Below are 25,957 nucleotides of genomic sequence, written 5' to 3'. Positions count from 1 at the left end.
AGCCCGCCGGGCCGTCACCGGTCCGCCAGTACCTCGTCCGCCGTCGTCGGGCGAAGCTCGCCGTCCTCCAGCAGCAGCCAGCGGGTGATGCCGAGGGACTCCAGGAACGGCACGTCGTGGCCGGCCACGATCAGTGCCCCCTCGTAGGCGTCCAGGGCCGCCGTGAGCTTCCGGACGCTCGCCATGTCGAGGTTGTTCGTCGGCTCGTCCAGCATCAGCAGCTGCGGGGCCGGCTCGGCCAGCAGCAGGGCGGCCAGCGCCGCACGGAACCGCTCGCCGCCCGACAGCGTCCCCGCCCGCTGGTCGGCCTTCGCGCCCCGGAACAGGAAGCGGGCCAGCCGCGCCCGGATCCGGTTGGCGGTCGCCTCGGGTGCGAACCGCGCGACGTTCTCCACCACGCTCAGGTCGTCGTCGAGGACGTCCAACCGCTGCGGCAGGAAGCGCAGCGGGACGTGCGCCACCACCTCTCCCGCCACCGGCTCCAGCTCACCGGCGATGGTACGCAGCAGCGTCGTCTTGCCGGCGCCGTTGCGCCCGACGAGCGCGACGCGCTCCGGCCCGCGCAGCTCCCACTCTCCGGCGACCCGCGCCCCGTACCGCAGCTCCAGGTCGCGCAGCAGCAGCACGCCCCTGCCGGGCGGGACGGTGGTGTACGGCAGCTCGACGCGGATCTCGTCGTCGTCCCGCACCGCCTCCACCGCCTCGTCGAGCCGTTCCCTGGCCTCGGCGAGCCGCTGGGAGTGCGTGGTGCGGTGCTTGCCGGCCGCCTCCTGCGCCGCCCGCTTGCGCGCCCCCATGACGATCTTCGGCTCGCGTTTGCTCTCGTACATTTTCTGTCCGTACCGCTTGCGCCGCGCCAGCTTCACCTGGGCGTCGGCCAGTTCGCGCTTCTGCCGCTGGACGTCGGCGTCGGCGACCCGCACCATGCGCTCGGCCGCCTCCTGTTCGGCGGCGAGCGACTCCTCGTACGCCGAGTAGGCGCCGCCGTACCAGGTCACCTCGCCGTCGCGGAGGTCGGCGATCCGGTCGACCAGCTCCAGCAGTTCGCGGTCGTGACTGACCAGGACCAGGACGCCGGACCAGGCCCCGACGGCCGCGTACAGCCGGCGGCGGGCGTGCAGGTCCAGGTTGTTCGTCGGCTCGTCGAGCAGGAGGACGTCGGGCCGGGCCAGCAGCAGGGCGGCCAGCCGGAGCAGCACACACTCGCCGCCCGACACCTCGCCGATGGTGCGGTCCAGGCCGATGTGCCCGAGGCCCAGCTGGTCGAGCGTGGCGCGCGCCCGCTCCTCGACGTCCCAGTCGTCCCCGATCGCCGTGAAGTGCTCCTCGCCCGCGTCACCGCCCTCGATGGCGAGCAGCGCGGCGCGGGTGCCGGCGATCCCGAGGGCCTGGTCCACGCGGAGCGCCGTGTCGAGGGTGGCGTTCTGCGGCAGGTAACCGATCTCGCCCGCGGTGCGGACCGTGCCGTGGGTGGGGGTGAGCTCCCCGGCGATCAGCTTCAGCAGGGTCGACTTGCCGGAGCCGTTGAGGCCGATGAGGCCGGTCCTGCCGGGGCCGACCGCGAGCTGGAAGCCGTCCAGCACCTCGGTGCCGTCGGGCCACGAGAACGACAGGTCGGTGCAGGTGATGAAGGTGGGGAAGGTAGACATACGGGTCTCCCTGTTGCGTGAGGAAAGGGGGCAACGGGTGAGACACCTGGACGGCTCATGGCCGAGGTCGCACACGACGGGGCGCACAGCGCCGGACACGGCTGTGCGACACGGTGTCTCGAGACCTCAGAAGAGCAACGTCCTGCTCCGATCGACGACAACAAGGGCCGGGAAAGACGCTACGCCCGGCGCCTTCCGTACGGCAACGGATTTACCCGCCGCGCGAGGCCACCGGTCGCGCGGGGCCACCGGTGGCGCAGGGCACCGGTCGCACGGCGTCAAGGCGTCAGCAGGCGTCGCGCAGCAGTTCGGTCAGGTCCTGGTCGAGGTCCAGGAACTCGTGCTCGCGGCCGACCGGCACCAGATGCTGGGCGCGCCGCAGGAAGCGGCGCACCTCGGAGGTGCGGATGTGCACCATCGCGACGCCCTCCAGCGCGTGGAACTCCACGACCGTACGGTCGTACCCGTAGGGCCGTACGCGTACGTCGCCGACCCCGGCCGGCTCGTCGAGGCCCGCCACGAGCAGTTCCCTGGCGAACTCCCAGGCCACCTCGACGCCTTCGAGCGTGGCCCGCGCGGGGAAGGACATCTGCACGGCGAAGGGGTTCCCGCGGTCGTAGCGCAGCGTGGCGGCGACGGAATCCGTGCGGGGCGCGGACGCTACCAGGCGGGCCCGTACGGCCTGCTCGATGACGGTGGACAAGGCCAGCTCCCTCACACACGGCTCGGCGGTACGTCTCTTGCACCAGGGAGGACGACGAATTCCGCGGAGGCGTGCACTGGTGAACGGTGTGACCTGCGTCACTGGCGCGGTCTGGACGCCCTCCACGCGGTGGGCTACGTTCCCGCGCCATGACGCCGATGGGGAAGACGATACGAACGGTGACCGCGGGCCTGTGCGGGACGGCGCTGGCGGTCGCGCTCGCCGCCGCGCCGGCCCAGGCCGGTCCCGCGACCGGGACGCCCGCCTGGGAGCCGAAGCCGACCGGGACGGACGTCCGCTTCCGGGGACTGGCCGCCGTGAGCCGTTCGTCCGCCTGGGTGGCGGGCTCCAAGGGCACGGTACTGCGCACGTCGGACGGCGGCCGGACCTGGCGGAACGTCTCGCCTCCCGGCGCGGCCGAGCTGGAGTTCCGGGACGTGGAGGCGTTCGACGGCCGCCGCGCGGTGGTGCTGGCGATCGGCGAGGGCGAGTCCTCCCGCATCCTGCGCACCGACGACGGCGGCGAGAGCTGGACGGAGACGTTCCGCAACACCGACCCCCGGGCCTTCTACGACTGCGTCACCTTCCTCGACAGGCGCCACGGACTGGCCATGAGCGACCCGGTCGACGGCAGGTACCGCATCCTGTCCACCGCTGACGGCGGCCGCACCTGGGAGGTGCTGCCGAGCGCGGGCATGCCCGCGGCGCTGCCGGGGGAGGCCGGCTTCGCGGCGAGCGGCCAGTGTCTGGTCGGTTCCGGACCCCGGGACGTGTGGCTGGCCACCGGTGGTGGCGCCACCGCGCGCGTGCTGCACTCCTCCGACCGCGGCCTGAACTGGACGGTCGCCGAATCGACGATCCCCGCCGGCGACCCGGCGCGCGGGGTGTTCGCCCTGGCCTTCCGCGACCGTGCGCACGGCATCGCCGTCGGCGGCGACTACCGCACCGGGCAGCCGTCCCCCCGGGCGGCGGCCGTCAGCCGGGACGGCGGCAGGACCTGGCGGCAGGCGTCCACCCCGCCGCCCGCGTACCGGTCGGGCGTGGCCTGGCTCCCGCACAGCCGGTCGGCCGCCCTCGCCGTCGGCCCCACCGGGACGGACCTGACGACGGACGGCGGCCGTACCTGGCGGACCGTCGACACCGGGTCGTACGACACGGTCGACTGCGCCGGAGGTCCCGGTCCCGGCCTCGGACTCGGCTGCTGGGCCTCGGGTGAGAAGGGGCGGGTCGCCCGCCTGGAACGGTGAAGCGGCGACTTGGAGCAGCCGGCGGACCCGGCACCGGGTCCGCCGGCGCCCGGGTCGCCGCCGCCCCGGGCCTACTTCCCCGGCGCGGGCAGCGGCTGGCGGTAGGCGGAGAGGCCGGGCGCCGTCCTGGTCGCGAGGAACTCGGTGACGCGGTACGCGCACAGCCCCCCGGTGACGAACGGGTCGGTCGCCGTGATCGCCTCGATCCGCGCCCGGTCGTCCCCGACGGCCAGGATGACGCCGCCGTCGCGCGGGTTCTTCCGGCCCGAGGCGATGAACACCCCTGCCGCGTAGTGGGTGTCGAGCCAGGCGACATGCTCCGGGAGGAGTTCGTCCACCCGCTCGAGGGGCCCGGTGTAGGTCAATTCCAGTACGAACATGACCGGGAGGCTACCGGCCCCCGCCCAAGGCCCCGTCCGCGGCCGTGCCGGCGCGACCGCGGCGCACGTAGGCTGACGAGCACTATGAGGATCATCGACAAGCCCGCCGACTGGCCCGCCGACGAGGCGGCGGCCCTGGCCGTCCAGGACGAACTGCGCGGCCAGGTCGTCCTCGACGAGCCGGGACCGCCGCCCGGCACCGGCCTGGTCACCGGTGTCGACGTGGCCTACGACGACGAACGCGACCTCGTCGCCGCGGCGGCCGTCGTCCTGGACGCCCGGACGCTCACCGTCGTCGAGGAGGCCACGGCCGTCGGCCGGGTGTCCTTCCCGTACGTCCCCGGCCTGCTCGCCTTCCGCGAGATACCGACCGTGCTGGCCGCGCTCGGCGCGCTGCGGGGCGAGCCCGGACTGGTGGTGTGCGACGGCTACGGCCGGGCCCACCCGCGCCGCTTCGGTCTCGCCAGCCACCTCGGCGTCCTCACCGGCCTGCCGGTCATCGGTGTCGCCAAGAACCCGTTCACCTTCTCCTACGAGCGGCCCGCCCCCGGACGCGGGGCGTCCACCCCCCTGGTGGCGGACGACGAAGAGGTCGGCCGGGCGCTGCGCACCCAGGAGGGGGTGAAGCCGGTGTTCGTCTCGGCCGGCCACCGGGTCACCCTCGACAACGCCTGCGTCCACACCCTGCACCTGGCGCCCCGCTACCGGATCCCGGAGACCACCCGCCGCGCGGACTCCCTGTGCAGGCGCGCCCTCAAGGAGGCGACGGCCTGATCGGCCGGGTCCGGTGCACCGTTCGAGGACTGCCCCGACCCGCTTGCCCCGACCCGCTTCTACCAGGGGCTGCTCGGCGGGGAGGTGAACCGCCCGGACCGCCGCTGGTCGCTCGACGCGGACTTGGCGACCCCGCACCTGGACGAGGGGCGGGTCCTGGCGTTCCAGCGGGCCGACCCGCACCACCCGCCGGCCTGGCCCGGCCCGCCCGCAGCAGTCCCACCTGGACATCGGCGTGCCCGACCTCGCCCGGGCGCGGCAGCGGGTGCTCGACCTGGGCGCCGCCCCGCTCGACGACGACCCCGCCCGTGGCCGGCACGTCTACGCCGACCCGGCGGGGCACCCGTTCTGCCTCGTACGCGACCGAGGACGCCGGCCGGCGCACGTGCGCGACCGAGACCGCCGGCGCACGTGCGCGCCCGGGCGATCCGGCCGGCGCACACGCGCGTGGGGCGCCGGGACGGACGTCCGTTCAGCGCGAGTCGGCGACCCGGAAGCGGATGCCGGCGCGGCTCAGCCTCTCCAGCAGCGCGTCACCCATCGCGACCGCCGTGGTGACCTGGCCGGCGGTCGGCGGCAGGGTGTCGAAGGCCAGGGACAGCGCCGATTCGGCGAGCATCTTCGCCGTCTCGTCGTACCCGGGGTCGCCGCCCGACACCTCGGTGAACACCCGCCTGCCGCCGCCCTCGCCGACGAACCGCACCGTGAACCAACTGCGCGCCCGGCGCTCCTCGTCCGGCCCCTGCCCCGCTTCGTAACGGTCCATCAGCCACCGTCGAGCGGGCGGCACCTGCGCGAGCGTGAACAGCGCGCCCATGGCCGCCGTCCCGCCGACCGCCACCGGCAGGGCCCTCACCGCCGCGTAGTGGCGGTAGCGGAAGTCCGGCCCGTACCCGGGGAGGGCCGCCGCCGAACGCGCCACGACCGCCGCGTCCAGGGTGGGCAGCGGAAGGGCCCACGCGCCGGTCTCCCGGCTGAACCGCGGCGCGCCCAGTGGCGCGCGCGCCCGGCGCCCCACCAGGCGCGGCTCGTGCAGCCGGCGCTCCCGGGCCGCCCGCAGCATGTGCCGGCCACGCCCCATGGCGGTGATCGCCGAGGCGAACGTACCGCCGGAGAAGAAGGCGTTGGACCGCACGAACCCGTCCACGCGCAGCGGTACGTCCTTCGGCAGCCGCGCCACGGTGAAGTACACGCCCAGGTCGTGCGGGACCGAGTCGAAGCCGCAGGCGTGCACGATCCGCGCCCCCGTCTCCCGGGCCCGCGCGTCGTGGCGCACGTACATCAGGTCCACGAACTCCGGCTCACCGGTGAGGTCCACGTAGTCCGTGCCCGCCTCGGCGCAGGCGGCCACCAGCGGCTCGCCGTGCCAGACGTAGGGCCCGACGGTCGTCGCCACGACCCTGGCCGATCCGGCGAGCTCGCGCAGGGAGCGCGCGTCGGAGGCGTCGGCCGTCACCAGGGGGAGGTCCGCGCACCGCGGGTGCTCGGCGGCCAGCCGGTCGCGGAGCGCCGCCAGCTTCTCCCGGCTCCGCCCGGCGAGCGCCCACCGGCAGGTCGCCGGCGCGTGCGCGGCCAGGTAGCGGGCGGTCAGCTCGCCGACGAACCCGGTCGCCCCGAAGAGCACCACGTCGTACGCCCGCTCCGTGCCGTCCCGTGTGTCCATCCCAGACCTCCGCCGTCCGCGCCGTTGTCGGAGGCAGAGGCTAGCGTGCGGGTCAGGAGGTGACCGCCCCGGAGGGCGTTCGGATCACGCCGGGGCGCCCGCTTGTCCACAGGGCTTGTGCGGAGTGGAACACGTTCTTAGCATCGTTGCTGTTACAGCAGTTGTGTCACAGTGCTGGGGGTCCGATGGCAGGGACAGGCGAAGGGCCGCTCGCCGGCGTTCGCGTGGTCGAACTGGCGGGCATCGGGCCAGGCCCGTTCGCCGCCATGCTCCTGGGCGACCTGGGTGCCGATGTCGTGCGGGTGGACCGGCCCGGTGGCGCGGGACTCGCGATCGACCCGGGCTTCGACCTCACCAACCGCAACAAGCGCTCCGTGCTCGTCGACCTCAAGGCCGACGGCGGCGCCGAGCGCGTCCTGGACCTCGTCGAGCGGGCCGACGTCCTCATCGAGGGGTACCGTCCCGGAGTCGCCGAGCGGCTCGGTGTCGGCCCGGAGCCGTGCCTCGCGCGCAACCCGGGGCTCGTCTACGGGCGGATGACCGGCTGGGGGCAGGACGGGCCGCTCGCCCACCGCGCCGGGCACGACATCGGGTACATCGCCGTCACCGGCACCCTCTCCATGATCGGCAAGGCCGGGGAGCCGCCGGCCGTGCCCGCGAACCTGGTCGGCGACTACGCGGGCGGCTCGCTCTACCTGGTGGTCGGCATCCTCGCCGCGCTGCATCACGCGCGCGGGGAGGGCGGCGGTGGCCAGGTCGTCGACGCGGCGATCACCGACGGCGCCGCCCACCTCGCCACGATGATCCACGCGATGATGGCCGCCGGGGCCTGGCAGGACCGGCGGGGCGCCAACCTGCTGGACGGCGGCTGCCCCTTCTACGGCACCTACGAGACGTCCGACGGCCGGTACATGGCCGTCGGCGCGCTGGAGCAGCGGTTCTACGACGAGTTCACCACTTTGCTCGGCCTTCCCGACACCGCTCCCTCCCGCGACGACCCCGACCGCTGGGGCGAACTGCGCACCGCCGTCGCCGCGCGCTTCAGGAGCCGGACCCGCGACGAATGGACGGCCGTGTTCGAGGGCTCCGACGCCTGCGTCGCCCCGGTCCTGTCCCTGCGTGAGGCGCCCGGCCACCCGCACCTCGCCGCCCGTGCCACCTTCACCGACCACGGCGGGATCACCCAGCCCGCCCCCGCCCCCCGTTTCTCCGCGACCCCCGGCGCCGTGACCCGCCCCCCGGCCCGTCCGGGCGCCGACACCGACGAGGTCGCCCGTGACTGGGCCGTACCGAGCCTGCGTGACGCGGGCCGCCCCGCCCCCGGCGACCGCCCCGCCCCCGGCGACCGCCCCGGCAGCGGCACCCACCCCGGCAGTGGCGACCGCCTCACCGCCGGCCGCCACGACGACCGCCGCCACGACGACCGCCGCACCGACGACGACAGGGGTACCAGGTGAAGCGCCGCATCTTCGACGCCGAGCACGACGCGTTCCGCGAGACCGTCCGCACCTTCCTCGCCAAGGAGGTCGTCCCGCACTACGAGCAGTGGGAGAAGGACGGCATCGTCTCCCGCGACGCCTGGCTGGCGGCCGGCCGACAGGGACTGCTCGGCATCGCCGTCCCCGAGGAGTACGGGGGCGGCGGCAACACCGACTTCCGCTACAGCGCCGTCCTCGCCGAGGAGTTCACCCGCGCCGGCGCCCCCGGACTCGCGGTCGGACTGCACAACGACATCATCGGCCCGTACCTCACCTCGCTCGGCACCGACGAACAGAAGCGGCGCTGGCTCCCCGGCTTCTGCACCGGCGAGATCATCACCGCCATCGCGATGACCGAGCCCGGCGCCGGATCCGACCTCCAGGGCATCCGCACCACCGCCGAGGACAGAGGCGACCACTGGCTGCTCAACGGCTCCAAGACCTTCATCTCCAACGGCATCCTCGCCGACCTGGTGATCGTCGTCGCGAAGACGACCCCCGAGGGCGGCGCGCACGGCCTGTCCCTCCTGGTCGTCGAGCGCGGCGCGGAGGGCTTCGAGCGGGGCCGCAACCTCGACAAGATCGGCCAGAAGGCCCAGGACACCGCCGAGCTGTTCTTCCACGACGTGCGCGTCCCCAAGGAGAACCTGCTCGGCGAGCTCAACGGCGCGTTCCTCCACCTGATGACCAACCTCGCCCAGGAGCGGCTGAACATCGCGGTCGCCGGCATCGCCGCCGCCGAACACCTGCTGGAGATCACCACGGCGTACGTCAAGGAGCGCGAGGCGTTCGGACGTCCGCTCGCCCGGCTCCAGCACATCCGCTTCGAGATCGCCGAGATGGCCACCGAATGCGCCGTCACGCGCGAGTTCCTGGACCGCTGCGTCGTCGACCACTCCCAGGGGGAGCTGGACGCCGTGCACGCCTCCATGGCCAAGTGGTGGGCCACCGAACTGCAGAAACGGGTCGCGGACCGCTGTCTGCAGCTCCACGGCGGCTACGGCTACATGGCCGAATATCCGGTCGCCAAGGCCTTCACGGATGGCCGGATCCAGACCATTTACGGCGGTACGACCGAGATCATGAAGGAAATCATCGGCCGTTCCCTGCTCGGCTGACCCCTCCCCGAAAGGCTTGACCAGTGAGCACCGAAGCGTACGTGTACGACGCGATCCGCACCCCGCGCGGGCGCGGAAAGGCCAATGGCGCCCTGCACGGCACCAAGCCGATCGACCTGGTGGTCGGCCTCATCCACGAACTGCGCGGCCGGTTCCCGGGCCTCGACCCGGCCGCCATCGACGACATCGTCCTCGGCGTCGTCGGCCCCGTCGGGGACCAGGGGTCCGACATCGCGAGGATCGCCGCCATCGCCGCCGGACTGCCCGACACCGTCGCCGGCGTGCAGGAGAACCGCTTCTGTGCCTCGGGCCTGGAGGCCGTCAACATGGCGGCCATGAAGGTCCGCTCCGGCTGGGAGGACCTGGTCCTCGCCGGCGGTGTCGAGTCGATGTCCCGGGTGCCGATGGCCTCCGACGGCGGCGCCTGGTTCGCCGACCCGATGACCAACTGGGACACCAACTTCGTCCCGCAGGGCATCGGCGCCGACCTGATCGCCACCATCGAGGGCTACACGCGGCGCGACGTCGACGAGTACGCCGCGCTCTCCCAGGAGCGGGCCGCCACCGCCTGGAAGGACGGCCGCTTCGACCGCTCCGTCGTCCCCGTCAAGGGCCGCGCCGGACTCACCGTCCTCGACCACGACGAGCACATGCGGCCCGGCACCACCGCCGACTCGCTCGCCTCCCTCAAGCCCTCGTTCGCGGCCATCGGCGAGATGGGCGGCTTCGACGCCGTGGCCCTGCAGAAGTACCACTGGGTCGAGCGGATCGACCACGTCCACCACGCCGGCAACTCCTCCGGCATCGTCGACGGCGCCGCGCTCGTCGCGATCGGCAACAAGGAGGTCGGCGAGCGGTACGGGCTGACTCCCCGCGCCCGGATCGTCTCCGTGGCCGTGTCGGGCTCCGAGCCCACCATCATGCTCACCGGCCCCGCCCCCGCCTCCAAGAAGGCCCTCGCCAAGGCCGGACTGACCATCGACGACATCGACCTGGTCGAGATCAACGAGGCGTTCGCCGCGGTCGTGCTGCGGTTCGTGAAGGACATGGGCCTGTCCCTGGACAAGGTCAACGTCAACGGTGGGGCCATCGCCATGGGCCACCCCCTCGGCGCGACCGGAGCCATGATCCTCGGCACCCTCGTCGACGAACTGGAGCGCCAGGACAAGCGCTACGGCCTCGCCACGCTCTGCGTCGGCGGAGGCATGGGCATCGCCACCGTCGTCGAGCGCGTCTGACCCCGTCCTTTCCCGTACGGCCTTACGGAGCAGCCACCACCATGAGCCAGTCCACCACCATCCGCTGGGAACAGGACGAGACCGGCGTCGTCACGCTCGTCCTCGACGACCCCGACCAGTCCGCCAACACCATGAACCAGGCCTTCCGGACCTCGATCGCGGCCGTCGCCGACCGCGCCGAGGCCGAGAAGGACTCCATCCGCGGCATCATCTACACCTCCGCCAAGAAGACCTTCTTCGCGGGCGGTGACCTCAAGGACATGATGAAGGCGGGGCCCGCCGACGCCCGGCGGATCTTCGACGCCGGCATGGAGATGAAGCGCGCCCTGCGCCGCATCGAGACCCTCGGCAAGCCGGTCGTCGCCGCCATCAACGGTGCCGCCCTCGGCGGAGGCTACGAGATCGCCCTCGCCTCCCACCACCGGATCGCCCTCGACGTGCCCGGCTCCAAGATCGGCCTGCCCGAGGTCACCCTCGGCCTCCTCCCCGGGGGCGGCGGCGTCGCCCGCACCGTACGCCTCATGGGCATCGCCGACGCACTGCTCAAGGTGCTCCTCCAGGGCACCCAGTACACGCCGCGACGGGCCCTGGAGAACGGCCTGGTCCACGAAGTGGCCGGCAGCCGGGAGGAGATGCTCGCCAAGGCGCGGGCGTTCATCGACGCCCACCCGGAGTCCGCGCAGCCCTGGGACGTCCAGGGACACAGGATTCCCGGCGGCACCCCGGCGCACCCCAAGTTCGCCGCCAACCTGCCCGCCTTCCCGGCCAACCTGAAGAAGCAGATCAACGGCGCGCCCTACCCGGCGCCCCGCAACATCCTCGCGGCCGCCGTCGAGGGCTCCCAGGTCGACTTCGAGACCGCGCTGACCATCGAGTCGCGGTACTTCACCGAGCTGGTCACCGGGCAGACCGCCAAGAACATGATCCAGGCGTTCTTCTTCGACCTCCAGGCGGTCAACTCCGGCGCCAGCCGCCCCGGGGGCGTCGAACCGCGCACCGTGCGCAAGGTCGCGGTCCTCGGCGCCGGGATGATGGGCGCCGGCATCGCCTACTCCTGCGCCAAGGCGGGTATCGACGTCGTCCTCAAGGACGTGTCGGCCGAGGCGGCGGAGAAGGGCAAGGCGTACTCCGCCAAACTCCTCGACAAGGCGCTGTCCCGCGGCAGGACGACCGAGGCCGCGCGCGACGAGCTGCTGGCCCGCATCACCCCGACCGCCGACCCCGCCGACCTCGCGGGCTGCGACGCAGTCATCGAGGCGGTCTTCGAGGACACGGCGCTCAAGCACAAGGTGTTCCAGGAGATCCAGGAGATCGTCGAACCCGGCGCGCTGCTGTGCTCCAACACCTCGACGCTGCCGATCACGCTCCTCGCGGAGGGCGTCGAGCGGCCCGCCGACTTCGTCGGCCTGCACTTCTTCTCGCCGGTCGACAAGATGCCGCTCGTCGAGATCATCAAGGGCGAGCGGACCGGCGACGAGGCGCTCGCGCGCGCCTTCGACCTCGTCCGGCAGATCAACAAGACGCCGATCGTCGTCAACGACTCGCGCGGCTTCTTCACCTCGCGCGTCATCGGGCAGTTCATCAACGAGGGCGTCGCCATGGTCGGAGAGGGCGTGGAGCCCGCGTCCGTCGAACAGGCGGCGGCGCAGGCCGGCTACCCGGCGAAGGTGCTGTCCCTGATGGACGAGCTGACCCTCACCCTCCCGCGCAGGATCCGCGACGAGACGCGGCGGGCCGTCGAGGAGGCCGGCGGCACCTGGCAGGAGCACCCGGCCGACACGGTGATCGACCGGATGGTCGACGAGTTCGGGCGCACCGGCCGCAGCGGCGGCGCGGGCTTCTACGACTACGACGAGGAAGGCAAGCGGCAGGGCCTGTGGCCGGGGCTGCGCGAGCACTTCGGCACCGGCGGCTCGGCGGCCGTCCCCTTCGACGACATGAAGGAGCGGATGCTCTTCTCGGAGGCGCTGGACACCGTCCGCTGTCTTGAGGAGGGCGTGCTCACGTCCGTCGCCGACGCCAACATCGGCTCCATCATGGGCATCGGCTTCCCCGCGTGGACCGGCGGTGCGCTCCAGTACATCAACGGCTACGAGGGCGGGCTGTCCGGCTTCGTGGCACGCGCGGGTGAGCTCGCCGAGCGGTACGGGGAGCGGTTCCGGCCGCCGGCGCTGCTGGTCGAGAAGGCCGGGCGGGGCGAGAGGTTCGGCGACTGACACCGCCGGACGGGTCACCGGGAGGCGTCGCCGGCACGGCGGCCCTCCCGGTGCCGGCCCGCCGGCCCGCGCCCGGCGGCGGCTCGCTCCGTACGGCGCGCCCCGTACGGCTCACTCCGTGCGGAACGCGGCCCCCAGCTCCTCCTTGAGCGACCGCTGGAACGCCGTGACCAGTGCCTGGATCACCAGCGGCTGCATATGGGCGGACAGCGACTTCATCGCCGCGACGTGCTCCGGGTCCGACTCGCGCTCCCGGTAGGGCCCCCACACCTCGTCCCGGAACAGCCGCGTGAGCTCCTGGGCGGCCGCCCGCGTGTGCTCGAGAAGGACCGTGCGGGACGCCAGGATGGTCTCGTGCGCGATGGGCACGTCCAGCAGCCGGACCCCCAGCCGCAGCAGCCCGGGGTCCACCCGGAAGGTGTCGTCCGCGTCCCCGGGGGCCAGCACGTCCATCGCGGCGAGCCGGTCGAGGTCCTCGTCGCCGAGCGGGCGGCCGGCCCGCCGCTCCAGCTCGATCCGCGGCAGCTCCTCCGGCGCGTCCGGCGCCCAGGTCGCCACCAGGGCCCGGTGGATGGCCAGATCGTGGGCGCTCAGGTCGGGCGGGAGCTGCTCCAGGTACCGTTCGATCGCGGCGAGCGTCATGCCCTGGTGCTGGAGCTCCTCGATGAGCGCCAGCCGGGAGAGGTGCTCCACCCCGTAGTGCCCCACCCGGCGCGGCCCGATCACCGGGGGCGGCAGGAGGCCGCGGGTGCCGTAGAACCGGATGGTGCGCACGGTGACGCCCGCCCGGGCGGCCAGCTCGTCGACGGTCAGCGTCGGCTGCGGCTCCTCGGTGCGGCTCGCCCCGGTGCCGGTCACCTCGCCGCGGGTCGCCTCGGTCGCCATGCGGGGCCTCACTTCCGACGTCTGCGCTGGTTCTGTACAACAGTATTGCTGTCTCACCATCGCTGTGAAAGACACCCGCTCCCACCGCCGGCTCCGCCCGCGGCCGGGGGATCACGGTGACCGTCGGCGACCGCGGGGCCCGACGGCGACGCGTGAGGAGGGAGTGCCGGCGTGACTCCGGCGAATCCGGTTGCCTGGCCGGGTGTCCACTGCTGGGCTGGCCCCATGGAACACCACACGGTACTGGCGCTGTACGACCGGCAGGCGCGGTGGGACGCCCGCCCCGAAGGGCCGGACTCCACGGTCGAGCGGGTGGGGGACGTGGTGCGGCAGACCGGCCCCGCCCACGGGTGGAACGGCGTGCTCTGGTCCGGTCTCGACGAGGAGCGGGCCGATGAGGCGATCGCCGGTCAGGTGCGCCACTTCACCTCGCTCGGCCGGTCCTTCGAGTGGAAGCTGTACGGGCACGACGGCCCGGCGGACCTCGGCGAGCGGCTGCGGAGGGCCGGGTTCACGCCCGAACCGGCCGAGGCACTGATGGTCGCCGAGGCCGCCGGCCTCCACCGCTCCGGGCTCGGCGCAGCGCCGCCCGAGGGCATCGAGATCCGGCCGGTCACGGACGCGGCCGGCGTCGCGCTGATGGCGGAGGTACACGAGCGGGCCTTCGGCACGGACAGCGCCGGCCTGCGGCGCCGCGTGCTCGACCGGCTGGCCGCCCGGCCGGACACGGTGGCCGCCGTCGTGGCGATGGCGGGGGACCGGCCGGTGAGTTCGGCCCGGCTGGAGCTGCCGCCCGGGACCGCGTTCGCCGGCCTGTGGGGCGGCGGCACCGTACCGGAGTGGCGGGGCCGGGGCGTGTACCGCGCCCTGGTCGCCCATCGCGCCCGCATCGCGTCGGAGCGCGGCTACCGCTACCTCCAGGTCGACGCGTCCGACCTGAGCCGCCCCATCCTCCGCCGTCTGGGCTTCACGAGGCTGTCCACCACCACCCCATATGTCTACGAGCCCTGAGCCGCCGTCGGGAAGTGGTGGGCCGGCACCTCGTGCGGGTGCCCGTCCACCGGGTGCGCGTGGTCGACGTGGACCGTGGCCCCCGCCGGCCGGGGCACCGCGTGTTCCGCCGCGACCGCCGCCGTGACGGCCGGCAGGTGCCGCACCCGCCGCGGCCGGCAGCCGCCGGACCGCCTCGTACCCCGGGCGTTGCGACTACCCGGCGTACGCGATCACCGGATAGTGGTCGGACAGGTTGGTGTACGTGTAGCGCGTGCCCCAGCTCGACACCGTCCAGGGCGTGCTCTGCTCCTTGACCACCTGGTTGGTCCAGCCGGCCGGCCTGGCGTGCCCGGCGCGGTGCAGGACGTGGTCGAGGTCCTCGCGCGGGTCGTCGGGGTAGCGCTCGGAGGCGATCGAGTTGGCCTCGGTGTCGAAGGAGTACGGATGGCCCGTGCGCGCGTCCGCCGCCGCCAGGCCCGCGTCGGCCAGCATCGTGGCGTACTCGCCGCTGCGGGAGTCCACGTTCAGGTCGCCCGCCACCAGCACCTGCTCGGACGCCGGGATGTTCTTGGCGTCCAGGAAGGCGTCCATCGCCCTGAACTGGCGGCTGCGCGTCTGCGCCGCCTCGCCGCTGTCACAACCCGGGTCGGTCGACTGGGCGTGCGTGCCGACCACATGGACGCGGGAGCCGTTGACGTCCAGCACGGCGTAGACGAAGCCCTTGTTGGAGTACCAGTCCGCACCGCACGCGTCCTTGTAGACGTACTGCTCCTTGCGGATGATCGGCCACTTGCTGAGCACCGTGACACCGCCGTCCTCCGGCGTCGTGGCCGAGTACGCGCCGCTGGTGGCGTCCCACCCGGTCTTCCCGCGGCCCATGACCGGTGTCCGATACGGGTACTGGGCGGCGGCGTTGCGCATGAGCGCGTCGGAGGAGGAGTTGTCGAAGGCCTCCTGGAGCACCACCACGTCCTGACCGCGGAAGAAGGACGCCGCGGGTATCTCCCTCGCCCGGTGGTCCTGTCCCCAGTTCGGGTAGAGGGTCCGGTCGAAGAGGAACGCGTTGTACGACAGCACCTTCAGCGCCGGCGTCCCGGCCACCCCGGTGGGGGCGGCCGAGGCGGACGGGGCGGCCCCGGCCACCGCGCAGGCGGCGAGCACGGTGGAGACAGCGGTGGAGAGGGCGGTGGAGAGGGCGGTGGAGCGGGCGGCGGACAGCGCGGGGCGCTTCGGGGATCGCGGCACGGGAACTCCCGGGAGAAGTGGGGGGCGGACGTCGCGCGGCACATCAAAGCAGCCACGGTTACTTTCGGGTAGCCATCGCGTGCAGGGAACCTTGCGGACCCCGGTCCACCGCACGAACATCTCAGCGGCGGATACTGGGACCATGAGCACGTCCTCCGCCGAACACGATCCCGCACCGCCCCCACCCGGAGGAGTGCTCTGGACCCTCGCGGGCGACATCCGGGGCCTGCTGATGCTCCCGGCCGCCTTCACCCTCCAGGTCGCCCACCCCGCCGTCGGCGCCGGCGTCGACGAACACTCCGTCTTCCGCACCGACCCGTGGGGCCGCGGCGAGCGCTCCCTGCGCTCGCTCCAGCTCTGGGTGTACGGAGGGGAGGCCGCCGCCGAGGAAGGGCGCCGGCTCCGCGCCCTCCACGCCACGATCCGGGGCACCGACACCCGGGGCCGCCGGTACCACGCCCTCACTCCCGCGAACTACGCCTGGGTCCACGCGACCGGTTTCCCCGTCTACCAGCACGCGGCCCGCTACCTGATCCGCCCCCTCACCGAGGCCCAGGAGCGGCAGCTGTACGCCGAGTGGCTCCGGGTCGGCCGTGTCCTCGGCATCCACGACCGCGACATGCCGCAGACCGTCGAGGAGTTCTGGCCCTACTACCGCGAGGTCCTCGCCGACGAGATCGAGCCCACCGCCGTCGCCCGCGAACTCGCCGCCGCGTCGACCTCCTTGCCACCGCTTGACCGTGGACCCCTGCCGCTGCGCCTCCTGCTGCGGGTGCTGTGGCCGGTGCTGCTCCCGCCGTTCGCCCGCTTCCGGCGCTTCCTGACCGTCGGGCTGATGCCGCCCGAGGCACGGGAGGCGATCGGCCTGGAGTGGACGGAGGCCCAGGAGCGGACGCTGCGCCGCTTCGGCCGGGTCGTCCGGGCCGTCGTCCCGGTACTCCCCGAGCGGCTGCGCTACCTCCCGATCGCACGGGAGGCCCGTCGGGAGCAGCGAAAGCACCGGGAGCACCGGGATCCGCAGGGGCGGCGGGGGCGACGGCTCAGCCGCGCAGCCCGCCCCGCGCGATGACGTCCGCGTACCAGCGCGCGCTGTCCTTGGGCGTACGGCGCTGCGACGCGAAGTCCACGTGCACGATGCCGAACCGCTTGCCGTAGCCGTACGCCCACTCGAAGTTGTCCAGCAGCGACCACAGGAAGTAGCCCCGTACGTCCACCCCGTCGGCGAGCGCCCGGTGCACCGCAGCGAGGTGGCCGCGCAGGTAGGCGACGCGCTCCGGGTCGTGCACCTCCCCGGAGGGATCGGCGTAGTCGTCGTACGCCGCGCCGTTCTCCGTGACCATCAGCGGTACCTCGGGCAACTCGTCCCGAAGCCGGGTCAGCAGTTCGTACAGGCCGTCCGGGTCCACCGGCCAGTCCATCGCGGTGCGCGGACCCGGCGCCGGAACGAACCGGACGTGCGGCTCGGCACCCGGCCAGGGGGAGGGGGCCGGCGAGCTGCCCGCCGCGACGACCGTGGGCGAGTAGTAGTTGATGCCCAGCGAGTCGAGGGGGGCGGCGGTCACCTCCAGGTCCCCGTCGCGGACGAAGGACCAGTCCGTCAGCGCCGCCGTGTCCTCCACCAGGTCGCCCGGGAGGCGCCCGTGGAACACCGGGTCCAGGAAGATCCGGTTGCCCAGCGCGTCGACCCGCCGGGCGGCGTCACGGTCCTCGGCGGAGTCCGACAGGGGCCGCACCGCGTGCAGGTTCAGCGTCAGCGAGACCTCCGCCGACGGCGGTAGGGCGGCGCGCAGTGCCTGGACGGCGCGTCCGTGCGCCAGGTTCAGGTGGTGGGCGGCGCGCAGCGACGCGACGGCGTCGGTACGTCCCGGGGCGTGGACCCCGGAGGCGTACCCCAGGAACGCCGCGCACCACGGCTCGTTGAGCGTCGTCCAGGTCGTGACCCGGTCGCCCAGGGCGTCCGCCACCAGCCCGGCGTACTCGGCGAACCGGTCGGCCGTGTCCCGGTGCGGCCAGCCGCCCGCGTCCTCCAGCTCCTGCGGCAGATCCCAGTGGTAGAGGGTGACGACCGGCCGGATGTCCGCGCTCAGCAGTTCGTCGGTGAGCCGCCGGTAGAAGTCCAGACCCTTCCGTACGGCCGGGCCCCGCCCGGTCGGCTGTACCCGGGGCCATGCCACCGAGAACCGGTAGTCGGTCACGCCCAGGTCCTTCATCAGGGCGACGTCCTCGCCCATCCGGTGGTAGTGGTCGGCGGCGATGTCACCGGTGTCGCCGTTGCGGACCCTGCCCGGCGTACGGCTGAAGGTGTCCCAGATGGACGGCGTACGGCCGTCCTCGTCGGCGGCGCCTTCGATCTGGTAGGCGGCCGTGGCCGTGCCCCAGCGGAAGCCGGCCGGGAAGGTGAGGTCGGTCATGGGCGGGAGACTCCCAACACGAAGTGGACGAACCACGAAACGGAGAGGGGGAAACGAACGACGGAGCGGACAGGACGCCGTGGCGCCCACGAAGCACAACGAGCACGGAACACAACGAGCACGGAACGCGGCGAGCGCACACCGGCGGCACCGGACGGAGACGGCCCCGGCCGGGGGAAGCGCGCCACGACGGGGACCGGGGACGGGGCCGTCAGCCCTTCACCGCGCCCTGCATGATGCCGCCCACGATCTGCCGGCCCAGCAGGCCGAACACCAGCAGCACGGGAAGCGTGCCCAGCAGGGTCCCCGCCATGATCACGGACTGGTCGTTGACGTACCCGCCGCCCAGCTGGCGCAGGGCGACCTGCACGGTCGGGTTCTGCGACGACAGCGCGACGATCGGCCAGAAGAAGTCGTTCCAGGCGGCCATGAACGTCAGCAGACCCAGTACGGCCATACCCGGCCGGGCGATCGGCACCACGATCGACCAGAAGATCCTCGCGGAGGAGGCGCCGTCCACCCGCGCCGCCTCGATCAGCTCGTCCGGCAGCGCCTGCACGAGGAACTGGCGCATGAAGAACACGCCGAAGGCCGACACCAGACCGGGCAGGATCACCGACTGGAGCTGGTTCACCCACTCCAGCTCCGCGATCAGCATGAACAGCGGGATCACGCCCAGCTGCGGCGGGATCATCATGGTGCCCACGGTGACCGCGAGCAGCGCGCCCCGGCCACGGAACCGCAGCTTGGCGAAGGCGAACCCGGCGAGGGTGCAGCACAGCACCGTACCGACGGTGATGGAACCGGAGACGATCAGGGAGTTGACGAGGGCCTTGCCGATGTCCGCCTCCTCCATCACCGCCTCGAAGTTGCGCATCAGGTTGGGCCCGGGCAGGAGGGACGGCGGGACCTTCGCCAGGTCCGCGTTGGAGCGGCTGGCGGCGACGACGGTCCAGTAGAACGGGAAGGCGGACACCAGGACGGCGACGACGAGGATCGCGTACGCGACCCTGCCGCCGTGCAGGGTGCGCCCGGCGCGGCGTGCGGTCATCGGCCGGCCTCCTTGCGGGAACGGCGGCGCACGATCAGGGCGTTGACCCCGACCAGCACCAGGATCAGCAGGAACATCACCCAGGCGATGGCGGCGGCGCGGCCGAGGTGGAAGAAGCCCCAGCCCTGCTCGTACATGTAGAGCCCGAGCGTCTGGTACTGGTGCGAGATGCCGCCGGAGACCGACCCCTCGAACAGCAGCGGTTCACCGAAGAGCTGGGTGGCGCCGATGGTCGACACCACGGCGGTGAAGACGATCGTCGGACGCAGTCCGGGCAGGGTGACGTGGAAGAACTGCCGCCACCGCGACGCCCCGTCCATCTCCGCCGCCTCGTACAGCTCGCTCGGGATGGACTGCATGCCCGCGAGGTAGATCAGCGCGTTGTAGCCGGTCCAGCGCCAGATGACGATCGTGGACACGGCGATCTGCGAGGCGACCGTGTTCGTCTGCCAGTCGACCGGGTCGATGCCGACCAGCCCCAGCGCGTAGTTGACGAGTCCGAAGTCACGGCCGAAGAGCTGGGCGAAGACCAGCGTCGCGGCGGCCACGGAGGTGGCGTAGGGGAGCAGCATCGCCGTACGGAAGAACGTCCGGCCGCGCAACCGGTAGTTGAGCAGGTGGGCCAGGCCCAGGGCCATCACCAGCTGCGGGACGGTGGAGAGCACGCCGATGGTGAAGGTGTTGCGCAGCGAGATCCAGAAGAACTCGTCGGTGAACAGGGCCGCGTAGTTGCCGAAGCCGCGCCACTCCATGTCGCCGGGCGTCTGGAGCTCGACGCGGTAGAGCGAGACGAACGCGGTGTAGAGCAGGGGGAACAGGCCGAAGGCGGCGAAGAGCGTGAAGAACGGGGCGAGGTACGCGTAGGGCGAGACGGTCCGCCATGCGCGGCGCGCCGCGGACGGGCGCCGTCGTGCGGCCGCCTTTCCTGCCGGTGCGGTGAGGGTCACTGTGCGGCCCTTCGTGGTGTGCGGGACGGGCGTGGTGTGCGGGACGGGCGTGGAGGGGCGTGGCGGGGCGGAAGGAGAGGGCGCGGGTCCGACAGGCCCCGACGGACCGGATCGGGCCGCACGGACCTGCCCGAGTCCGATCGACCTCCCGGTCCTCAACGGCCGCAACAGGGGCCTCAACGGGCCTGATATGGCCTGATCAGGCCCGTAGAGGCTCCCGAGGATCGAGGACCCGAGGGCCCGAGGATCGAGGACCCGAGGACCCGACGGCCTGCGGGGCGGAGGGGCGGGCGGGCCGGTCAGCCCGTGATGTTCTCGACGCCCTTCTTCGCGTTCGACCAGGCCTTGTCCGGTGACGTCCCCTTCCGCTCGACCTCGCTCAGCGCGTTGGTGATCTGGTCGGCGACGTTCTTGTCGTGCACGCCCAGCACCTGCACGGGGGCGGCCTTGGCGGCGTCGCCGAAGATCTTGCCGATCGGGGCGCCGGAGAAGTAGGGGTCCGTGGCGCCGGCGACCTTGGCGATGGCACCCGTGGAGGAGGGGAAGTTGCCCTGCTTCTCGAAGAGCCTGGCCTGCTGCTCCGGCGCGGTGAGCCACTGGATCAGGTCGTACGCCTCCTTCTTGTGCTTCGCCGCCCGTGGGACGCTCAGGTACGAACCGCCCCAGTTGCCGGCGCCGCCGGGCAGCTTGGCGATGTCCCACTTGCCCTTGCCGGCCTCACCGGCCTGGCCCTTGATGTAGCCGAGCATCCAGGCGGGGCAGGGGATGGTGGCGAACGAGCCGGCGGCGAACGCCTGGTTCCACTGCGGCGACCACTGGTCGAGCTTGGCGCTCAGGCCGGCGGCGGCGGCCTCGGTGGCGGTGTCCCAGGCGGTCTTGACGGCCGGGTTCGATTCGTGGATCAGCTTGCCGGAGGCGTCGTAGTACCGCTCCTCCTCCTGACCGATCATGATCGTGTACAGGCTGCCCACGCTGTCCAGCCAGGCGCTCTTGGCCGGGGCCTTGGCCTTGTACTGCTTGCCGAGCTCCAGGTAGCCGTCCCAGGTGGACCACTTCCGCGCCAGTTCGGCACGGTCGGTGGGCAGCCCGGCCTGCTTGAGCAGGTCCGTCCGGTAGCACATGGCCTCGGGCCCCACGTCCGTGCCGAGCCCCAGGACCCGGCCGTCCTTCGTCGTCGCCGCCGACCACTTGGCCTCGGCGAACTCGCCCTTCAGCTTCTCCGCGCCGTACTTGGTCAGGTCCTCGAACCTGTCCGCCTGCTGCTGCGTGACCGAGGCGATGCGGCCGACCTCGATCGCCTGTACGTCGGCGAGCCCGCCGCCCCCGGCGAGCCTGGTCTGGAGCGACTTCCAGTAGTCCTGCTCGTCCTCCGTGTCCGTCTGCTTGATCTTGATGCCGGGGTGCAGCTTCTCGTACTCGGCGTAGAGTCCCGCCTCCTTGTAGCCGAAGGAGCCGAAGAGGTCCACGGTCAGGGTGACCGTGCCGTCGGACGCCTCGTCCGACGCGCCGGACCCACAAGCGGCCAGCAGCGCCCCGGTGAGCGCGACGGCGCCGAGCCGGACGGCGGCCCTCCTGACCGTGGCCCTCCTGCCCGTGGTTCTGCGGCCGGTGGCGGATCGGGCGATGGTCATGGGAAGCCTCCCTTGGCTTCGGCGGGGTGCGGTGCGAGGTGCTGCGGGGCGGAGCACGAGAGCAAGGACTTGAGAGCGCTCTCAAGAAGTCGCTCTGGAGCGTGCCCCGAGCACCCCGCCCCCGTCAAGACTCGAACGCGTAACGACCGGGGGTACGCCCAACCTCCCTGCGCGTCACCTGTATTGACAGTGCCGTTTCAGGAGTTTTACGTTCCTGGGCACCTGAGAGCGCTCTCGAAACGCTCTCCCGCCATCCCCTCGAGGTGCCGACATGCCATCCCCCCGCACCCGACCATCCCCCCACCCCACCGGTCCCGACCCCCTCCGCCCGGCCGCCCGGCCGTCCGCCCGAACCGCCGCCCGCCCGGCCGTCCTGCTCCTCGCCACCGCCCTGGCCGCACTCGGGCTCACCGCGACGACCGCCGCCCCCGCCGCGGCCGCCACCGTCCCGGTCGGAGCGGGCAGCTACTCCGACACCCGCCCGCCCGGAACCTCCGGCCCCACCACCAACACCGGTGCCCCCGTCACCCCCAAGCTCACCCCCGCCGCCCAGGGCAAACCGGTACCCACCAACGACTGGTGGTCCTCGCTCGCCTTCCAGCGCTACGGCGACAACCCCTGGTCGACCCCCATGTACGGCCACCCGCTCACCTACCAGGCGACCGCCGCCGGCCTCGACATCGGCTACCCGACGAGCCCCACGATCGTCGGCGACGGCAGGCAGTACGAGTACGCCCACAAGCGGGACCTCACCCTCGGCCTCACCGGCCTGAACTCGCCCGACACCAAGGCCGACGCCTGGTCCGACTGGACCGTCACCCCCTACTGGTCCGACGGCGCCCGCACCCTGCGCACGACCATCGGCCACGGCTCGCCGTTCGTGTACGCCAAGGGCACCGGCGGCGACGCGCGGATCACCACCGCCACCGCCCCGGCCGTCTTCGCCGACCAGGGCAACGTCCTCGGCATCACGGTCGCCGGCCACCACTACGCGCTGTTCGCCCCCACGGGCACCGACTGGACGGTCTCCGGCTCCACCGTCACGGCCGGACTGGGCGGCAAGGACTACTTCTCGGTCGCCGTCCTGCCCTCACCGGACGCGCTGGCCACCTACCGCGCGTACGCCTACAGCTTCGTCACCGGCTCCAAGGTCGAATGGAGCTACGGCGGCGGCACGGTGAGAGCGACCTACACCCTCACCACCCAGCCCCAGGAGGGCACCCAGACCGGCACCCTCCAGGCCCTGTACCGGCACCAGTGGCTCCACACCACCGACGCGCTGACGCCGTACACCTACGTCTCCCCGCGCGGCACCATGAAGGTCCGCGCCTCCACCACCTTCACCACGAGCCAGAAGGCCGCCGCCGTGCTGCCCGCGCTGCCGAAGTCACCGGGCGTCGACACCGCCCGCCTGCGCGGCTACCTCAACGAGGTGGTGAACGCCGCCGACCCGTTCTCCGGCGCCACCGACACCTACTGGACCGGCAAGGCGCTCGGCCGCCTCGCCCAGCTGGTGCCCGTGGCCGAGCAGATCGGCGAGACCGCGACCCGGGACCGGCTGATCGCCCTGCTCAAGGGCCGCCTCCAGGACTGGTTCACGGCCGGCGGCGCGAACGAGTTCTCCTACGACCGCGTCTGGAAGACCCTCACCGGCTACCCCGCCTCGTACGGCAGCGACACCGAGCTCAACGACCACCACTTCCACTACTCGTACTACGTCTACGCGGCGGCGGTCGTCGCCCAGTACGACCCCGCCTGGGCCGCCGACCCGGCGTGGGGCGGCATGGTCAGGACCCTGGTGCGGGACGCCGCCAACCCCAGCCGCACGGACACGTCCTTCCCCTTCCTGCGGGGCTTCGACGTGTACGCCGGTCACAGCTGGGCCTCCGGCCACCAGGGCTTCGCCGCCGGCAACAACCAGGAGTCGTCGTCGGAGTCCACCAACCTGAGCGCCGGCCTGGTCCTGTGGGGCGCGGCCACCGGTGACACCGCGCTGCGGGACCTCGGGGTGTACCTGCTGACCACCGAGGCCGAGGCCATAGCCCAGTACTGGTTCGACGCCGACCAGCAGGTCTTCCCGGCGTCCTTCGGCCATGACACCGCCGGCATGGTGTGGGGCAGCGGCGCGGCCTACTCCACCTGGTGGACCGCCAACCCCGAGGAGATCCACGGCATCAACGTCCTGCCGGTGACCGGCGGGTCGCTGCACCTGGGCGGCGAGAAGGCGGCCGTCCGCCGCAACCTCGCCGAGATGGAGCGCGAGAACGGCGGCCCGGCCGTCGAATGGCGCGACATCCTGTGGGAGTTCCAGTCCCTGGCCGACCCGGCCGCCGCCAAGGCCAAGTGGGACGCGGGCCACGCGGCGTACACCCCGGAGGCGGGGGAGTCCAAGGCGCACACCCACCACTGGATCGGCACCCTGGACGCACTCGGTGCCCCGGACGCGACCGTCACCGGCGACCTGCCCACCTCGGCCGTCTTCAGCAAGGGCACGGTACGGACCTACGCGGCGCACAATCACGGCTCCACCGCCCGCACCGTGACCTTCTCCGACGGCGCGAAGCTCACCGTCCCGGCCCGCTCCACGGCCACCGGCACCGGCACGGGCGGCGACCCGGGTGACCCCGGCGACCCCGGGCCGTCCACCGGCGGCACGTTCCAGCTCCGCTCCGGCGGCACGCTCACCACGGCGACCGGCGCGGCGGCGGGCGCGGACACCATCGCGTCGGCGGGCGGCACGAACCACGACGGCACCCCGTACCAGCCGCTGGTCTACGAGGCGAAGGGCGTCAACGGCACGCTGAAGCCCGGCGCCACCACCGCCTTCCGGCTCCAGGTCGACGCGGGCACAACGGTCGGGCTCGGCCAGCAGGCCCGGGTCAGCTACGACCTGACCGGCGACGGCACCTTCGAGCGCACGGAGACGTACCAGTACTTCGCCACCGACCCGGTGGCCGGCTGGGAGGAGTACGCCCAGACGCGGGGCCTGAAGTCGGCGACCGGCACGCTGGGCGACCTCAGGGGCGGCACCGTACGCCTGGAGGTCTGGCACGCCATCGGCAACGGCACGGCCAGGCTCCAGACCGGAACCGACCGGTCCGTCCTGGTCATCCCGTACGGCTGACCGGGGCGCCGGCCGGGAGCCCTACGCCGACGCCCGCCGTACCAGCTCCGTAGGAGTGATCACCGAGCCCGGGGTGCTGCCCGCCCCGGGCTCGGCCTCGTCCGCGTTCAGGACCCGCATCAGCAGCCGCACCATCAGGCGGCCCATGCCCTCGATGTCCTGGCGCACCGTGGTCAGCGGCGGGTCGGTGGCCTCCGCGATGGACGTCATGTCGTCGAAGCCCACCAGCGCCACGTCCTCCGGCACGCGCAGCCCGCGCTCCCGCAGCACCCGCAGCGCCCCGGACGCCATCAGGTCGTTGGCGGTGAACACCGCGTCCAGATCCGGCCGCTGCTCCAGCAGCTCCGCCATCGCCCGCGCCCCGCTCTCCTCGGTGAAGTCGCCCTGCGCGATCAGCCCGGGGCCCGCGTCCAGCAGGACGTCCCGGTAACCGTCGAGCCGGTCCATCGCCGAGGTCTGGTCGTGCGGGCCGGCGATGTGCGCGACGCGCTCGCGGCCCAGCGACAGCAGGTGCCGTACGGCCTCCCGGGCGCCGCCCCGGTTGTCGCAGTCCACGTACGGCACGGCGAGCCCGGCCGTCGCGCCCGGCCAGCCGGGCCGCCCGCCGAACACCGCCGGGACCTGCGCCCGCCGGATGATGGAGGGCAGCTCGTCGTCGTTGTGCACCGAGAAGGCGAGTGCGCCGTCGACGTGGCCCCCGCCCAGGTACCGGCCGATCCGCTCGTAGTCGCCGGGCCCCTCCACCCACAGCAGCACCAGCTGCGTGTCGTGCGCCGTCAGCTCGCGGCTGATGCCCCGCACCTGCTGCTCGAAGAAGGGGTCGGAGAACACCCGGAACTCCGGCTCCGCGATGATCACCGCCACCGCGCCGTTGCGCCGCGTCACCAGGGTGCGGGCCGCGTGGTTCGGCACGTACCCGAGCTCCTCCACCGCCTCCCGCACCTTCTCGACCAGGGCCTGCCGCACCCCGGCGCCGCCGTTCACGACACGGGACACCGTGGCCCGCGACACCCCCGCACGCGCCGCGACGGCTTCCAGGGTGGGGCGGGAGCCGTGGGCCGGTTCGGGCATGCTGGACAAGGGGAAGCTCCTCGGCGGCGCGGCGAATGCTGTCTACGCAGCAGGGTAGCCGGTCGGCCGACCGCTTGAGAGCGCTCTCTACGCTGCACGACGGCGCCGCTGCCCCGAGTCCCGGGGCGGCGGC

General features: G+C 72.9%; 20 protein-coding genes and 1 pseudogene. 10 read left to right on the top strand and 11 right to left on the bottom strand.

Features of this window, described 5'->3' with window-relative positions:
• Window positions 1-14 precede the first annotated feature (14 nt).
• Together IE109_RS03165 and ssgD are read right to left on the bottom strand one after the other, a co-directional pair.
• On the bottom strand, window positions 15-1,649 hold the full coding sequence (locus tag IE109_RS03165) for an ABC-F family ATP-binding cassette domain-containing protein (RefSeq protein ID WP_189548898.1): 1,635 nt from the start codon (window positions 1,647-1,649) through the stop codon (window positions 15-17).
• Between the two features lie 286 nt (window positions 1,650-1,935).
• Complete coding sequence (gene ssgD, locus IE109_RS03160) at window positions 1,936-2,352, bottom strand: spore wall synthesis regulator SsgD (protein WP_189548897.1); 417 nt, start codon at window positions 2,350-2,352, stop codon at window positions 1,936-1,938.
• A 149-nt stretch (window positions 2,353-2,501) separates the two neighbouring features.
• Between ssgD and IE109_RS03155 the strand changes: the two genes are divergently transcribed.
• Window positions 2,502-3,599, top strand: a complete 1,098-nt coding sequence (locus tag IE109_RS03155; protein ID WP_189548896.1) for a WD40/YVTN/BNR-like repeat-containing protein — start codon at window positions 2,502-2,504, stop codon at window positions 3,597-3,599.
• Window positions 3,600-3,670: 71 nt separating this feature from the next.
• On the opposite strand, the gene IE109_RS03150 is transcribed toward IE109_RS03155, so the two are convergent.
• The gene (locus IE109_RS03150; protein ID WP_189548895.1) at window positions 3,671-3,979 is read right to left on the bottom strand and encodes a YciI family protein; all 309 of its coding nucleotides are present in this window, start codon (window positions 3,977-3,979) and stop codon (window positions 3,671-3,673) included.
• Window positions 3,980-4,063: 84 nt separating this feature from the next.
• Between IE109_RS03150 and IE109_RS03145 the strand changes: the two genes are divergently transcribed.
• Both IE109_RS03145 and IE109_RS34225 read left to right on the top strand, forming a co-directional pair.
• Entirely contained in the window at window positions 4,064-4,753 is a 690-nt protein-coding gene (locus IE109_RS03145; RefSeq protein ID WP_189548894.1) for an endonuclease V, read from the top strand.
• Window positions 4,754-4,822: 69 nt separating this feature from the next.
• Window positions 4,823-5,114: pseudogene (locus IE109_RS34225) on the top strand (VOC family protein); the annotation flags it as partial.
• A 111-nt stretch (window positions 5,115-5,225) separates the two neighbouring features.
• On the opposite strand, the gene IE109_RS03135 reads toward IE109_RS34225, so the two are convergent.
• Window positions 5,226-6,416, bottom strand: a complete 1,191-nt coding sequence (locus IE109_RS03135; protein WP_189548893.1) for a saccharopine dehydrogenase family protein — start codon at window positions 6,414-6,416, stop codon at window positions 5,226-5,228.
• A 185-nt stretch (window positions 6,417-6,601) separates the two neighbouring features.
• Between IE109_RS03135 and IE109_RS03130 the strand changes: the two genes are divergently transcribed.
• Genes IE109_RS03130 through IE109_RS03115 form a run of 4 tightly spaced genes read left to right on the top strand, consistent with a single transcriptional unit; the run spans window position 6,602 to window position 12,466 of the window.
• A complete protein-coding gene (locus IE109_RS03130; protein WP_189548892.1) occupies window positions 6,602-7,873 on the top strand; it encodes a CaiB/BaiF CoA transferase family protein in 1,272 nt (423 codons plus the stop codon).
• Window positions 7,870-9,012 (top strand): acyl-CoA dehydrogenase family protein, encoded by a 1,143-nt coding sequence (locus IE109_RS03125; RefSeq protein WP_189548891.1) that lies wholly within the window; start codon window positions 7,870-7,872, stop codon window positions 9,010-9,012. The genes IE109_RS03130 and IE109_RS03125 overlap by 4 nt, the downstream gene beginning before the upstream one ends.
• Before the next feature lie 23 nt (window positions 9,013-9,035).
• Entirely contained in the window at window positions 9,036-10,250 is a 1,215-nt protein-coding gene (locus IE109_RS03120; protein WP_189548890.1) for an acetyl-CoA C-acetyltransferase, read from the top strand.
• A gap of 41 nt (window positions 10,251-10,291) precedes the next feature.
• Window positions 10,292-12,466, top strand: a complete 2,175-nt coding sequence (locus IE109_RS03115) for a 3-hydroxyacyl-CoA dehydrogenase NAD-binding domain-containing protein (protein WP_189548889.1) — start codon at window positions 10,292-10,294, stop codon at window positions 12,464-12,466.
• Window positions 12,467-12,577: 111 nt separating this feature from the next.
• On the opposite strand, the gene IE109_RS03110 is transcribed toward IE109_RS03115, so the two are convergent.
• The gene (locus IE109_RS03110; RefSeq protein WP_189548888.1) at window positions 12,578-13,351 is read right to left on the bottom strand and encodes a MerR family transcriptional regulator; all 774 of its coding nucleotides are present in this window, start codon (window positions 13,349-13,351) and stop codon (window positions 12,578-12,580) included.
• A 225-nt stretch (window positions 13,352-13,576) separates the two neighbouring features.
• Here IE109_RS03110 and IE109_RS03105 point away from each other — a divergent pair, with 225 nt between their 5' ends.
• Window positions 13,577-14,362 (top strand): GNAT family N-acetyltransferase, encoded by a 786-nt coding sequence (locus IE109_RS03105; protein ID WP_189548887.1) that lies wholly within the window; start codon window positions 13,577-13,579, stop codon window positions 14,360-14,362.
• A gap of 195 nt (window positions 14,363-14,557) precedes the next feature.
• Here IE109_RS03105 and sph read toward each other — a convergent pair whose 3' ends face one another.
• A complete protein-coding gene (sph, locus tag IE109_RS03100; protein ID WP_373297632.1) occupies window positions 14,558-15,505 on the bottom strand; it encodes a sphingomyelin phosphodiesterase in 948 nt (315 codons plus the stop codon).
• 226 nt (window positions 15,506-15,731) lie between these two features.
• Between sph and IE109_RS03095 the strand changes: the two genes are divergently transcribed.
• Window positions 15,732-16,658 carry an oxygenase MpaB family protein gene (locus IE109_RS03095; RefSeq protein ID WP_189548885.1) on the top strand — a complete coding sequence of 309 codons (927 nt, stop codon included), beginning with the start codon at window positions 15,732-15,734 and terminating at the stop codon, window positions 16,656-16,658.
• On the opposite strand, the gene IE109_RS03090 is transcribed toward IE109_RS03095, so the two are convergent.
• The 4 genes from IE109_RS03090 to IE109_RS03075 all read right to left on the bottom strand — a co-directional run bounded on the left by IE109_RS03090 (window position 16,630) and on the right by IE109_RS03075 (window position 21,629).
• Entirely contained in the window at window positions 16,630-18,000 is a 1,371-nt protein-coding gene (locus IE109_RS03090; RefSeq protein WP_189548884.1) for a GH1 family beta-glucosidase, read from the bottom strand. The genes IE109_RS03095 and IE109_RS03090 overlap by 29 nt on opposite strands.
• Before the next feature lie 211 nt (window positions 18,001-18,211).
• A complete protein-coding gene (locus IE109_RS03085) occupies window positions 18,212-19,051 on the bottom strand; it encodes a carbohydrate ABC transporter permease (protein ID WP_189548883.1) in 840 nt (279 codons plus the stop codon).
• The gene (locus IE109_RS03080) at window positions 19,048-19,998 is read right to left on the bottom strand and encodes a carbohydrate ABC transporter permease (protein WP_189548882.1); all 951 of its coding nucleotides are present in this window, start codon (window positions 19,996-19,998) and stop codon (window positions 19,048-19,050) included. The genes IE109_RS03085 and IE109_RS03080 overlap by 4 nt, the downstream gene beginning before the upstream one ends.
• Window positions 19,999-20,297: 299 nt before the next feature.
• A complete protein-coding gene (locus IE109_RS03075; protein ID WP_189548881.1) occupies window positions 20,298-21,629 on the bottom strand; it encodes an ABC transporter substrate-binding protein in 1,332 nt (443 codons plus the stop codon).
• Between the two features lie 271 nt (window positions 21,630-21,900).
• Between IE109_RS03075 and IE109_RS03070 the strand changes: the two genes are divergently transcribed.
• Window positions 21,901-24,753: a glycosyl hydrolase gene (locus IE109_RS03070; protein WP_189548880.1), complete on the top strand. Its 2,853-nt coding sequence runs from the start codon at window positions 21,901-21,903 to the stop codon at window positions 24,751-24,753.
• Window positions 24,754-24,774: 21 nt separating this feature from the next.
• On the opposite strand, the gene IE109_RS03065 is transcribed toward IE109_RS03070, so the two are convergent.
• Window positions 24,775-25,824, bottom strand: coding sequence for a LacI family DNA-binding transcriptional regulator (locus IE109_RS03065; protein ID WP_189549590.1), 1,050 nt, complete (start codon window positions 25,822-25,824; stop codon window positions 24,775-24,777).
• Window positions 25,825-25,957 lie beyond the last annotated feature (133 nt).

The organism is Streptomyces lavendofoliae, assembly GCF_014649735.1.
Classification (GTDB): domain Bacteria; phylum Actinomycetota; class Actinomycetes; order Streptomycetales; family Streptomycetaceae; genus Streptomyces; species Streptomyces lavendofoliae.
This window is presented reverse-complemented; position numbering and strand designations above follow the sequence as displayed.